Genomic DNA, 13,415 nt, shown 5'->3' with positions numbered 1-13,415 from the left:
AGCATGAAACATATTGTAATACTTATTTTCACAACGTTAATCTGTCTTAATTTACATGCACAAAGACGATCTAACCAAAACAGAATTCCTCAAGCTAGTAGCGAACCTTCTAAAGAACAACTTGAAAAACATGCAAGAGAATTAGAAGAACGAAAAGAAGAATACATCAATAACTTCATTTCAACTCTAGAAGGTGATGAGTTTCAAAAACATATAATTAAACAAAATATTCAAAGTTTTTTTGAAGCTAAAATTGCCATTTTCAATACGCAGTATGAACATAGTATTGACCGAAAAAATGCGGTAGAACACCTAGAAAACACCCATTTCAAAGATTTAGAAGAACTTATATCAGAAAATGATATGAAAAAAATCAAAGACATGATCAAAGGTGGTTTTAATGAAAAAGAAGTTGTAAAAGAAAAGAAAAAGAAACGCAAGAAGAAAAAACGTAAAAAGGGTGAAAATGAGGACAATGACTAACCGTTATTGATCCTTAAAATGACAACTAGGTTTTTTGTAGAATTGCTTTAACAAAAGATTAACCTATTACAATTGAACTAAAGGTATTTTTGCGAGTCTAAGTAACTTTAACCTTTAACCTTTAACCATTTGTAATGAAATTAAGTTTTTTCGCTTCTCTATTTTTAATTTTTACCATCTCATTTTCTTTTGCACAAAAAGATATAAAAATTGAGGGCATTGTTGTAGAAGAAGGTTCCAATATTCCTTTAGAATATGCAACCGTTGTTATTAAAACAAAATCTGACAACAAAATTATTACAGGTGGAATTACCGACACTAAAGGTAAATTTAAAGTAGAAGTACCATCCGGAACTTACGTCATTTCAGTAGAATACATTTCCTATCAGACAAAAACTTTTCCTGAAAAAACATTAACAAGTGATATTAATTTAGGCACCATAAGCTTAGCCTTAGATGAAGAATCTTTAGATGAAGTTATGGTTGTGGCCGAACGTACAACCGTAGAAATTAAACTAGACAAAAAAGTTTATAACATTGGTAAAGATTTAACAACAGCAGGTGGTACTGTAAGTGATGCACTTAACAACGTACCTTCGGTAACCGTAGATGTAGAAGGTGCTATAAGTTTACGAGGTAATGAAAACGTACGTATTCTAATTAATGGCAAACCCTCTGCTATGGCAGGTTTTGGTGATAGTAATGTATTAAGTCAATTACCTGCAGAAGCAATAGAACGCGTAGAAGTGATTACATCACCATCAGCCAGATATGATGCCGAGGGAACAGCAGGCATATTAAATATTATATTAAGACAAAAGGAAACCTTAGGGTTTAATGGCTCTTTAACTTTAACAGCGGGTAACCCAGACAATGCAGGTGTATCAGCAGCATTAAATTATAGAACAAAAAACTACAATCTGTTTTCTAATTTTGGCTGGCGCTATTCTAATTCACCAGGAACCACGTTTATAGATGTAGACTACTTTGATGATATAGAAAATGGTGTAACCGTAGAGCCCGAATATAGACGTATCATAGAAAGTAAAGACGAAGATCGTTTAAGCAGAAATTACAATACGAATCTTGGTATGGAGTATTTTTTAAATGAATCTTCATCACTAACCGGAAGTTTATTTTATAATTTTGGAAATGACGCAGATGTAGCACTAAATGCAAGTGAGCGTATTAATAATAATGTCATTGTAGAAAACACACTTAGAAGAGAAAGAGAAACAGAAAAGGATAATGGCTACCAAATTGCTCTTAATTATCAGAAACAATTTGGAGACGATAGAGATCATAAGCTGACCATAGATTTTCAATATGAAAATGACGAAGAAGAAGGTTACACCTATTTAAATGAAGACTATGTATTCACAGATCAAACAGATCCTGAAGCTTTTCAAATAGAACAAGAATTTACAGATGAAAAGCAAAAGGAATATTTGTTTCAAACCGATTATGTTTTACCCTTAGGAGATCATTCTCGATTCGAAGCTGGTTATCGTGGAAATTTTAAAAACAGTAATACAGATTACGAATTATTACAAGAAGATATTACCACAGGCGAATTTTTATTAAATGAAGACGTATCAAACATTTTTGATTATACAGAAAACGTCAATGCGCTTTATAGCCAATATGGAACCAAATTTGGTAAATTTTCCTTTTTACTTGGTTTAAGATTAGAACACACGCAGTTAAAAGGAAAAATAGAATCACACACTGATGCTATCGATGAAGATGAATTAGATTTTGATAAAAATTATTTAGGTCTATTTCCAACAGTAAACTTAATTTATAATCTTAATAAAGCGGACTCCGATATTGAAGAAAGTATTACTTTAGGATTTAATCGTAGAATTAATCGTCCGCGAGGCAGATACATAAATCCATTTCCTTCACGATCTAGTAGAACAAATATATGGCAAGGAAATCCAGATTTAAATCCTGCGTTTTCTAGTACTTTTGATTTAGGCTATTTAAAACGATGGGAGAAATTTACCTTAACCTCATCAGTGTATTATCAATATGAAACTGATGCCTTTGAAAGAATTCAAGAAAACACTGGTACCCAAACTACAGATGGTATTGATATTATTAGAACCATACCAATAAACTTATCCTCAAACATACGTATAGGTACAGAGCTTGGCGCTTTATATAGTCCTGCAAAATGGTTACGCTTAAATACTAGTTTTAATTTCTTTCAGTTTGAAACTGAAGGCGATTTTAACGGCATAGATTATAGTGCTAAAAACACAAGTTGGTTTGCACGTTTTAGTTCTAAAGTAACACTACCTCTAGCAATCGATTGGCAAACTAGTGCATTTTATAGAGGACCAAGACAAGAAGCTCAGACTGATGTAGAAGGTATTTTTTCTTTAGACTTAGCGTTTAGTAAGGAATTACTTAAAAACAAAGCTACGATTGCTCTAAATGTTAGAGATTTATTTAATTCTAGAAAATATGTAGCAACAACAACTACAGATTTCTTTAGCCGTTATAACGAATACCAACGACGCCAAAGACAAATAAATTTATCATTTACCTACAGGTTTAATCAACAATTAAATAAACGTGAACGTTCTGGAAGAAATTCTGATGGAGGCGATGATATCGATTTTGAAGGCTAAACGCAAGACGTCTTTAAGGCCATAAAAAAAGGTGCAAATATATATTTGCACCTTTTTTATTATTAATACCTTATTATCATTTCACTTCTTTAAGCGCATTATCTATTAATGTACGTAAATGTTGTTTGTGAGCTTTACTAGAAACATTTCCATTTGGTGCAGCCATATTTCTAATTTGTTTTAAATTATACAAGGCCATGGATTTAGCTGTATTAGTATATCTACTACTTTGCTTACCTGTTAACATTGCTATTAACATATCTGTATAAGCTATTTGTAAATTTTGTCTAAAAGAATTTACGTTACCATAGATATCAGATTTAAAAATGGCAGCATTTAAATCTGTCATATATTTTGACAATGCATACTTATTTCCGTATAATTCACTATCAGAGATTCTTTGCAAAGTATTACTATGCAAAATATGTCGTAATACATTACGTTGATACGTTAATACCTGCGAATGAATTTTTGGGTCTTCAGGACCTCTAAAGAAATTATAACCTCTACGTTGCAGTGCCAAATAATTATATAAATCGTTTGGCGCATTAAAAGCATCTGGCGCAAACGCATAGGTCTTTAAAGCATTCATTGCTCGCTTTTGGTCAACCAAACTAACTGGTGTATAAGGTTGCTTTCCACCATCTTGACCAATCATTGAACGCTCTACATAAACACCTCCAATAAATCTAGAAATAACATTAACTGCCGTTGCACGCTGACTACTCAAAATATAATACGCACGTCTTAATTCTTGATAAGATTCTCCTTCTTTGGCAAACTTGGCTTTTATGTTACTCATCATACTGTCCACTAGTTTTATTCTATTAATTGAATACCCTATTTGGTCATTAGATAAATCGCCAATCATTACTCTTGGGTCAATAGCCTTACCAGGAGCACGCATATCATCTGCATCGTTACCAAAAATTAATTCTGGTTCTGTAGAACGGTTTAGCAAAGCCACTTTTTCTGCTTCTGTTTTAAATGGTGTATAACCAAACTGAATAGCCCAAACATCATATGGTCCAACAGACGTATCATAAAACTGGCCTTGATTGGCTTTGTTGTTCGTTAGGTTTATACCTGCATAATCCATAACAGAACCTGTTAAACATTTTCCTTCAATAAAATCTTTATCAGCTAGCTGCTCTGGCGAAAATAACTGACTCGCTTTCATATTATGATTCAATCCTAAGGTATGGCCTACTTCATGCATAATTAATGCTAACATGGCCTCTTTTTTCATACGTTCCATTTCAATATCTGAACTTCCAGCAGCTTCCAATACAGTCTGACCAAACATTGTGTTTTCATGCATTACATGCCCAAAAGAACATAAGACCTTATTCTTTTTTAAATAGTCTGAAGCATCAAACTCTACATCTGCTTTTGCGAGATCAAATAACTGGTCGTAGAACACACGGTTGGTAAAATGCACATATTCTAGCATGATATCAGCACCTATAATCTCTCCTGTTCTAGGATTCACAAAACTTGGTCCATAACCTCCAAAAGGTGGGTTTGGAGACGAGGTCCAACGTAATACATTGTAATTAATATCTCCAGCGTCCCAATCGGCATCATCTGGCTGTAATTTTACGACCATAGCATTTTTAAATCCTGCTTTTTCAAAAGCTTTATTCCACTCCAGTACGCCTTGAGTAATAGTTTCTCTCCATTCTATTGGTGTTGAATTCTCCATCCACCAAGTTATTGGCTTCACAGGTTCTGAAATTGCCGCATTAGGATCTTTTTTAACTAAATTCCAGCGATGCACTAAATCTTTATATGGTGTAGAATGTGTTGCCGTCTGGTCATTAACTTGCGTTGTAAAATAACCGACTCTAGGATCATCTATTAATGGCTCATAATCATTTTCTGGCATCGCTATAAAACTATGAAAGACCTTAATACTTACGTTTCTTCCATCAGTTACCGCTTGAGAGCCTCCATTTAATACAGAAGGACTAGAATATACATACTCAACTTCTAGATTGGTATTGTCTTCATAGTTTCTGATACTATTTATTTTTGATTTCGTTTTATCTAAGTTTCCAAGCTTAAAAGCCATAGGACTCGAGCCAGGAAATCGAGGTGGTTTTATCTGTGATAATGTTTCTTTTAAAAATAAGCCATCTGCTTTAATTAAATATAACCCTTCCTTTTCATCATGTGCTTCAACTTTTACCGTTGCCATAATGCCTTCACTTGTATTGGCATCTTTAGATTTTGAAATCGCATTCTCTGGATCGAAATAAAAAGATGTGTTTTGAGTCACAAATTCTATTTTGTTATAAAACTTTTTTACTCTAAAAATTTTAGAACCTCCATAAGCACCTCTAAAGCGACCTGCATCTACAACACCATTTGAGATCTGATTAAAATGTATATAATCTTTATTTAAATGCTCTTCACTAATTACCATTTGCAATGCACCAGTTATTGTATCGCGATACATTGTAAATAGTCCATCAATCTTTTCACTAGATTTAGTAAGATCTTTAATTGATTTCTTTTTTGATTTAGGTTTAGGCGCAGGTGCTTCCGTTTTATCTTTTTTCTTCTTCTTTTTCTTTTGGGCTTCTACATTTTGTGGTGCCATAAAAGCTCCAACAACTAAGGCTATAGAAAAAATTCTATAGACAGTTCGTCTTTTGATACTCATGATTATAATTGATTAGTTTGAATTTCAACAAGATATAGAATTAATCAGAAATGAATATTTAATTTTTTGTTAAAATCCCGCACTCACATTGCACCAATAACTTCAATTATTTGAAAAATATTTTTTGTTTATCGAAAGACAACTCTTCAAAACTAGAGACTACAATGTTAGCCAATGTATAATCTTGACCAGATGAATGTTCACTTTTAAATCCTGCACAAAAAATACCTGCAGCATGTGCGGCTTGTATACCATTCGTAGAGTCTTCTATAACCATACATTCAGATTTTTCACATTTTGTATGTTGGGCTGCTTTTAAAAATATTTCGGGATGTGGTTTTGATTTTTCTAAATCTGCGCCACTAAATTTTCCCATAAAATATGGATTTAAATCAAATCGATTGAATATACGCTCTATATTTGGCATGGATGCCGAAGATGCCACAACCAATTTCACGCCATTGACATAATAATCTTTTATACGATCTAAAACACCATCAATTAAGACTAAACTAGAATCGTGTTCAAACAAAAACTTAAAATGTTTGCGTTTTATCTTAACCAAATTCTCTGGTGATGTATCACAATTAAAATGATCTACCAAGCGCTTACAAATATTAATGGTAGACTGTCCTGTAAATGATTCATAAAGCGTTTCATCAACGTCTATATTAACATCGTTAAACATTTGAAAATACGCTTTACGATGTAAAGGTTCTGTGTCTACAATAACACCGTCCATGTCGAATAATACAGCTTTGAGCATAAAATATATTAATTTAGCCACGAAGATAGTAAAGTGTCTTTTTGAGTGCAACGAGAAATTTCATTATTAAAGAAAAATCTATAATGGCAAAAAAGGGTAAAGAAAAAAACACCAATAACAAGGCGAAACATAGTAAACTTATTGCTCAGAAAAAGAATAAAATTAAATCAAAAGATGCAGAACGAAAGGCAAGATTAAGAGCAATTATTGAAAAAGCAAAAGCAAAGAACGATGCTTCTAACTCATCGTAGTGAACTATGAATTATTGCTTTATAAATTTTAACAACACCTGATTTTCATTTTGTGTATTTAATTGTATAAAATAAATACCACGTCTTAAATTTTCTACATTAATAGCATTGTCTAAAACAGAATCTGAACTTAATATATCTTCACCAAGTATATTGTAAATTCTATAACTGTTTAATATGAAATGACTAGGTTTTATGGATAACTCATCGTTTACTGGGTTGGGATAAATTGAAACAGATTCATAACTATAATTAGATTGAGACAACGTATAAGCATTTAACTCAGCGACATAACTATCTACAGAAACACCATCTTCTACTCCACTCCAATCCGACCCAAATAACAAACGTGTTCCGCTAGGACTGATGGTAACGTGAGGCTCTCCAAAGTAGTCTACGTCTTCTTCATCAGATCTATGATGAGCAACACGATAAACGTTAGCATCATTTTCGTTTACTTTAGCAATAAACAGTTCTTGATCTAGTAAGTCTTGTCCATCTAAGTCATAACCCATCATACTTACAGCAACCCAACCACCTTCAGTGTTTTTATGTGCTAAGGATGAAATATGTGTACCAGATTGCGGATAACCATAATCTGATGTTGGCGTTACCGGAAAACAATTTCCGTTAGTAGCATTATGTGCCACAAGAGTTCCTTGACATCCTCCATTTGGTCCGACTTCAAATCCAATAGCAAAATAGGCATCATCACCATTACTTAGTTTTCCTAAACAAGAATGTTCTAGACCACTGACATTAAATGACCTCACAAAATCTCCATTAATATCATAAACGTTGCCTTGATGAAAAAACAAATTACCACTTGGAAATGGCATTGGTGCGGTGTACGCAACATCTGAAATATTAAACTCTGTTAATGTGCTTGTAGAAATTCTATAATAGTACACTGAAGAATTACCACATCTAAATCCAACAACATCGCTATCCCACGACATCATTTGTATGTTATTACCTAACGATATGCCCTCATTACATCCAGAAATTGTATTGAAGTTAAATAGTGTAGTTTTTGTTTGTGTTACGGCATTGTATTCAATAAAATCGTCTGTAGAATTTTCATGATAATACAACAATTCTGGGTTGGTAAAATGCCAAATAATGGTTTCTATATCATCTGGTGAAACGTCTGTTAAATTTCTAATTAAGGTATAATCCGTACCGTTTAAAAGTTGATGACCATTTGCATTAGAATATAAAATTAACAAGCTTTCATTGGCATTCCAGGCTTGGATTGTACTATACATTGGCGTAATATAGCCTCCTGGAGCGGCATCAGAAATTCTTACAATAGTGGTACTTGGAAAAGAAGGATCTGTTACACCTGAAAGGTAATCTGGTTTATCTAACGGTTGCATAGCATGCGTCGCCAGATCATTTGCAATATAACCTTGAGATAAATCTTGCGCATAATTAGTAAAAAAGAATACTGAAAAAAAGATAAGTAGATGTAACTTCATAATACCTGCTGTTTTTTTGGCTTGTAATATGTACGAGTAAAATGTAGTATTTGGACTACTACCTATCTTTTTTATCTAAAACGTTATTTACAAAACATTATCCATAATATCTTGAACAACTTCTGGATTTAACAATGTGCTTGTATCGCCTAATTGATCCGTTTCATTACATGCAATTTTTCTAAGAATACGTCGCATAATTTTCCCACTTCTTGTTTTAGGTAATCCGTTTGTAAACTGAATTTTATTTAGCTTCGCAATGGGTCCTATTTGCTCGGTAATTAATTGGTTAATTTCCTTACGAAGGTTATCGTGATTTCTGCTTTCGCCAGTTTCTTTTAATGTCACATAACCATACAAGGCATTGCCTTTAACGTCATGCGGAAAACCAACTATCGCACTTTCTGCAACGGCAGGATGTTCGTTAATGGCATCTTCAATGGGAGCCGTTCCTAAATTATGACCAGAAACAATAATAACATCATCTACTCTACCAGTTATTCTATAATAACCAACTTCATCTCTTAAAGCGCCATCACCAGTAAAATACATATTGTCATATGCCGAAAAATAGGTCTCTTTATAACGCTGATGATTTCCCCAAATGGTTCTAGCCATACTTGGCCAAGGAAATTTAATACAAAGCCTACCATCTACTTGGTTGCCTTTTATCTCTGTACCTTTTTCATCCATCAAAGCAGGCTGCACGCCTATAAAAGGTAAGGTTGCATAAGTTGGTTTTGTAGGTGTCGCAAACGCTATTGGAGAAATCATAATACCTCCTGTTTCAGTTTGCCACCAGGTATCAACGATAGGTGCTTTCTTCTTCCCTACATTATCATCGTACCAATGCCAAGCTTCTTCATTTATAGGTTCGCCTACAGTACCTAATACTTTTATAGAAGATAAATTGTGCTTTTCTAAATGATCAATACCTTCTTTTGCGAGTGCTCTTATGGCCGTTGGAGCTGTATAAAACTGATTGACTTTATGCTTTTCAACTATCTCCCAAAATCGACCAAAATCTGGATAGCTTGGTACACCTTCAAACATTACCGTTGTTGCACCATTACACAATGGGCCATAAACAATATAACTATGTCCTGTAATCCAGCCTATATCAGCGGTACACCAATACACATCATTCTCTGTATATTGAAAAACATTTTTAAATGTGTAAGCGGTATAAACCATATAGCCTGCAGTTGTATGCACCATCCCTTTAGGTTTCCCAGTAGAACCTGATGTATACAAAATAAACAAGGGATCTTCTGCTTTCATTATTTCTGGCACACAATCACTATAAGCATCATCTAAAAGTGGTTGTAACCAATAATCTCGATCTGCTTTCATTTGAACATCAGAATTAATGCGTTTGGCAACTAAAACAGATTCAATGGTTGTACAATCTTCTAAGGCCTCATCTACAATTCCTTTTAAATCTATTGTTTTAGGACCACGATAAGAACCATCACTTGTTATAACCATTTTACATTCAGAATCATTTATTCGAGTAGCCAATGCTGTGGAAGAAAAACCTGCAAAAACGACAGAATGAATTGCACCAATACGCGCACAAGCCAATGTTGCAATTGCTAATTCTGGAATCATTGGAAGATAAATACATACGCGATCTCCTTTTTTTATTCCTTTATCTAATAATACATTTGCGAATCTACAAACACGCTCGTGCAATTGCTTATAGGTAATATGTTCCGCTTCATCTTCTTTATTATTGGGTTCAAAAATAATGGCTGTTTTATCTCCTCTTGTGTATAAGTGACGATCTATACAATTTTCAGTGATGTTTAATTCTGCACCTTCAAACCATTTTACTTTGGGTTTTTTAAAATCCCAACTAAGAACTTTATCCCATTTTTTTCGCCATAAGAAATGTTCTTCTGCTATTTCTTCCCAAAACACTTCAGGATTTCTCACTGATTTTCTATAAACTTGATAATATTCTTCTAAATGTTTTATGTGGTAATTACTCATTATGATATTAGTTTATTTTAGATTAAAAAGGTAGTTATTTTGAATTAAAAAAAGAAGCTTCTTCTGTAGTTAATAATCTAGAACGAATTAAAAAACGTAATCCTAAAGGTATTTCTAAAGAAAAACTAGCGCCTCGTCCTTCGGTAACATCTACTGTTAAATGTGTATGTTTCCAATACTCAAATTGATCTTGATTCATATAAAAATTAACCCCTTCTATTTGACCAAGAAGTATATCACTTTCATCTAAATACATATCTTCTTTTTCAAAAATCATTGGTGCACTTCCGTCACAACAGCCTCCACTTTGATGAAAAATTAATGCTCCATGTTTTTCCTTTAATTGCTTTACAACTTCTCTTGCTTTATCTGTAATCTCTATACGCTTCATATTTTATTATATTAAAAAGGCTGAACTATTATAGTAATAATTCAGCCATATTGCTATTAACTCAATTCTAAAAGAATCCTAACTTATTTTTATCGTAAGAAATTAGCATGTTTTTGGTTTGTCTATAATGACTCATCATCATAACGTGATTTTCTCTTCCAAATCCTGATTTTTTGTAACCACCAAATGGTGCATGAGCAGGATACGCATGATAACAGTTTACCCAAACACGACCTGCTTTTATGGCTCTCGGTATTTGATATAATTGATGAGCATCTCGCGTCCAAACACCTGCTCCTAATCCATAAAGTGTATCATTAGCTATTTCTAATGCTTCTGCCTCATCTTTAAATTTGGTAACACAAGCAACTGGGCCAAATATTTCTTCTTGGAAGACTCGCATTTTGTTATGTCCTTCTAATAAAGTTGGCTTTATATAGTAGCCATTAGCTAAATCGCCTTCTAATTTATTTGCAGAACCACCTGTAAGCACTTTTGCGCCTTCATCTGTACCAATTTTAAAATACGATTGAATTTTCTCATACTGATCGTTTGAGGCTTGTGCTCCTACCATACAATTCGTATCATAAGGATTGGTCTGTACAATGGCTTCTGTCCTTGCAATGACACGTTCCATAAACGCATCATAAATATCTTCTTGCACCAAAATTCTAGAAGGACACGTACACACCTCGCCTTGATTAAAAGCGAACAAAACAGCACCTTCAATGGCCTTATCTAAAAAGGCATCATCTTCATCCATGACACTGTTAAAAAATATATTTGGCGATTTTCCTCCTAATTCCATAGTCACAGGATTTAGGTTTTTAGAGGCATATTGCATTATTAATTGACCCGTTGTGGTTTCTCCAGTAAAAGCAACTTTGTCTACCTTAGAGCTCGAAGCTAAAGGTTTTCCTGCTTCTGGACCAAATCCATGGATAATATTGAGTACACCAGGAGGAAAAACATCTGCAATTTTTTCCATCAATAGAGTTGCAGTAGATGGCGTTTGTTCGGCTGGCTTTAATACCACACAGTTTCCTGTCGCTAATGCTGGAGGTAATTTCCACGATAACATTAATAACGGAAAGTTCCATGGAATAATTTGTCCTACCACGCCAAGTGGCTCTTTGATATTCATAGACAACGTATTTTTATCTAACTCTGTTGCACTACCTTCTTCTGCTCTTATACAAGCTGCAAAATATCGCCAATGATCTACGCAAAGTGGAATATCTGCATTGAGTGTTTCTCTAATAGGCTTACCATTATCGCAAGTTTCCATTATTGCAAATGCTTCTAAATTTTCTTCAATAATGTCTGCGACCTTATTTAATAGTGTTGCGCGCTCTGTAGCAGATGTGTTGCCCCAAGCTTCTTTTGCCGCATTTGCCGCATTTACTGCATTCTCTACGTCTTCTTTTTGAGATCTTGGATACTTTGCGATTAAGGATCCATCAACTGGAGACGTGTTTTCAAAATAGTCACCTCCTACTGGTGGCACAAATTCCCCATTGATAAAATTGTAATATTTTTCTTTAAAATTTGGTTTAGAATAGCTCATACCTTAAATTGTTAATTGTTTATTTTTTTAGCTTATTTTTTAACTAATACTTAGTTTTGATAAAGGTATTTTATGATATTCTAAATAAATTGAACATATTTATTATAGTTTTGAACATATCTATTATTAACTTTTATTAAGAAAAATTAAAATTAAATTTTTGTAATATTGAGTATGAAAGCATTATTTAATCATAAAAGAAGCCAAAGAAAACTGACTACGCTTGTAGAAAACAGAACAACTTATAATGCAGAATACGCTGAACTTAATATATATGAAACACATGCTTTTGCAGAAAAGGTTTCTTTAACATTTGACTTTCCTATAATTGCTAGTATGTTAACTGGGAAAAAGATAATGCATCTCGATGGGTTTGAAGCTTTTGATTTTTTTCCAGGTGAATCTGTTGTAATGCCAACTAATAAAGAAATGATTATTGATTTTCCTTTGGCTACCATGGACAAACCAACACAGTGTTTAGCCTTAGGCATTGATACCACTAAAATTGAAGAAGTTGTAGAAAAATTTAATCAACATGTTGCTATAGAAAACGAAAATAACAATTGGGACTTAGACAAAACTACATCGCACCTCATTAACAATACCGATGTTAATCACTTAATTGAGAGATTAACCTATACGTTTACAAACAGTAATAAATCTAAGGATGTATTGCTTGATCTTATGATACAAGAGTTAATTGTTAGACTGCTTCAAACCAAAGCAAAATCATTAATAATAAATGATACTCATATATTTAATGATACTAGAATTGGTACTGTTATAAAATTTATAAAAGATAATTTAACCAATAAGGACATTTCAGTAGACCAGTTAGCTAAAAAAGCTTATATGAGCGCCTCTCACTTTCATAAACAATTTAAAAACACCTTAGGCATTTCTCCTATTGATTATATCAATTCCGAAAAAATTAAATTTTCAAAAAAACTTATAAAGGAATCTAAGCATTTACGGATGTCAGAAATTGCATATCAATCTGGATTTAATAATACCAGTTATTTTAATAGGCAATTCAAAAAAACAGAGCATATGACACCTCAGCAGTTTAAAGCTTCTATTAGTAAAACGTATCAGACCTAAAATAATAATGCAACTACACGTTAGAAACATTGTATTCAGATAGTATTCCGTTTCAATCACCTTTTAAGATTTT

General features: G+C 33.2%; 10 protein-coding genes. 4 read left to right on the top strand and 6 right to left on the bottom strand.

Translation table 11 applies throughout. From position 1 onward, the window contains the following. The first annotated feature begins 3 nt into the window (after positions 1–3). Both HNV08_RS15590 and HNV08_RS15585 read left to right on the top strand, forming a co-directional pair. Positions 4–483 carry a hypothetical protein gene (locus tag HNV08_RS15590; protein ID WP_173282287.1) on the top strand — a complete coding sequence of 160 codons (480 nt, stop codon included), beginning with the start codon at positions 4–6 and terminating at the stop codon, positions 481–483. Positions 484–617: 134 nt separating this feature from the next. Then, entirely contained in the window at positions 618–3,122 is a 2,505-nt protein-coding gene (locus HNV08_RS15585) for an outer membrane beta-barrel family protein (protein ID WP_173282286.1), read from the top strand. A gap of 76 nt (positions 3,123–3,198) precedes the next feature. Here HNV08_RS15585 and HNV08_RS15580 read toward each other — a convergent pair whose 3' ends face one another. Then, positions 3,199–5,790, bottom strand: coding sequence for a zinc-dependent metalloprotease (locus HNV08_RS15580; RefSeq protein ID WP_173282285.1), 2,592 nt, complete (start codon positions 5,788–5,790; stop codon positions 3,199–3,201). A gap of 106 nt (positions 5,791–5,896) precedes the next feature. Next, positions 5,897–6,556: an HAD family hydrolase gene (locus HNV08_RS15575; protein ID WP_173282348.1), complete on the bottom strand. Its 660-nt coding sequence runs from the start codon at positions 6,554–6,556 to the stop codon at positions 5,897–5,899. Positions 6,557–6,639: 83 nt separating this feature from the next. Here HNV08_RS15575 and HNV08_RS15570 point away from each other — a divergent pair, with 83 nt between their 5' ends. After that, positions 6,640–6,807, top strand: a complete 168-nt coding sequence (locus tag HNV08_RS15570; RefSeq protein WP_173282284.1) for a hypothetical protein — start codon at positions 6,640–6,642, stop codon at positions 6,805–6,807. 11 nt (positions 6,808–6,818) lie between these two features. Here HNV08_RS15570 and HNV08_RS15565 read toward each other — a convergent pair whose 3' ends face one another. The 4 genes from HNV08_RS15565 to HNV08_RS15550 form a co-directional block, all read right to left on the bottom strand. Further along, entirely contained in the window at positions 6,819–8,288 is a 1,470-nt protein-coding gene (locus HNV08_RS15565) for a T9SS type A sorting domain-containing protein (RefSeq protein WP_173282283.1), read from the bottom strand. A gap of 87 nt (positions 8,289–8,375) precedes the next feature. Next, entirely contained in the window at positions 8,376–10,283 is a 1,908-nt protein-coding gene (acs, locus tag HNV08_RS15560) for an acetate--CoA ligase (RefSeq protein WP_173282282.1), read from the bottom strand. 34 nt (positions 10,284–10,317) lie between these two features. Next, entirely contained in the window at positions 10,318–10,674 is a 357-nt protein-coding gene (locus HNV08_RS15555) for a DUF779 domain-containing protein (RefSeq protein ID WP_173282281.1), read from the bottom strand. A 67-nt stretch (positions 10,675–10,741) separates the two neighbouring features. Beyond that, positions 10,742–12,241, bottom strand: coding sequence for an aldehyde dehydrogenase family protein (locus tag HNV08_RS15550; protein WP_173282280.1), 1,500 nt, complete (start codon positions 12,239–12,241; stop codon positions 10,742–10,744). A 174-nt stretch (positions 12,242–12,415) separates the two neighbouring features. On the opposite strand from HNV08_RS15550, the gene HNV08_RS15545 reads away from it, so the two are divergent. Next, complete coding sequence (locus HNV08_RS15545; RefSeq protein ID WP_173282279.1) at positions 12,416–13,342, top strand: AraC family transcriptional regulator; 927 nt, start codon at positions 12,416–12,418, stop codon at positions 13,340–13,342. The last annotated feature ends 73 nt before the right edge of the window (positions 13,343–13,415 follow it).

Origin of the sequence: Winogradskyella eckloniae (assembly GCF_013249045.1) — a bacterium.
GTDB lineage: Bacteria > Bacteroidota > Bacteroidia > Flavobacteriales > Flavobacteriaceae > Winogradskyella > Winogradskyella eckloniae.
This window is presented reverse-complemented; position numbering and strand designations above follow the sequence as displayed.

What these genes read in the sequence shown, in the direction of transcription:
- HNV08_RS15590 (WP_173282287.1), top strand. Translation starts at nt 4, where the DNA reads ATGAAACATATTGTAATACTTATTTTCACAACGTTAATCTGTCTTAAT.
- HNV08_RS15585 (WP_173282286.1), top strand. Translation starts at nt 618, where the DNA reads ATGAAATTAAGTTTTTTCGCTTCTCTATTTTTAATTTTTACCATCTCA.
- HNV08_RS15580 (WP_173282285.1), bottom strand. Translation starts at nt 5,790, where the DNA reads ATGAGTATCAAAAGACGAACTGTCTATAGAATTTTTTCTATAGCCTTA.
- HNV08_RS15575 (WP_173282348.1), bottom strand. Translation starts at nt 6,556, where the DNA reads ATGCTCAAAGCTGTATTATTCGACATGGACGGTGTTATTGTAGACACA.
- HNV08_RS15570 (WP_173282284.1), top strand. Translation starts at nt 6,640, where the DNA reads ATGGCAAAAAAGGGTAAAGAAAAAAACACCAATAACAAGGCGAAACAT.
- HNV08_RS15565 (WP_173282283.1), bottom strand. Translation starts at nt 8,288, where the DNA reads ATGAAGTTACATCTACTTATCTTTTTTTCAGTATTCTTTTTTACTAAT.
- acs (WP_173282282.1), bottom strand. Translation starts at nt 10,283, where the DNA reads ATGAGTAATTACCACATAAAACATTTAGAAGAATATTATCAAGTTTAT.
- HNV08_RS15555 (WP_173282281.1), bottom strand. Translation starts at nt 10,674, where the DNA reads ATGAAGCGTATAGAGATTACAGATAAAGCAAGAGAAGTTGTAAAGCAA.
- HNV08_RS15550 (WP_173282280.1), bottom strand. Translation starts at nt 12,241, where the DNA reads ATGAGCTATTCTAAACCAAATTTTAAAGAAAAATATTACAATTTTATC.
- HNV08_RS15545 (WP_173282279.1), top strand. Translation starts at nt 12,416, where the DNA reads ATGAAAGCATTATTTAATCATAAAAGAAGCCAAAGAAAACTGACTACG.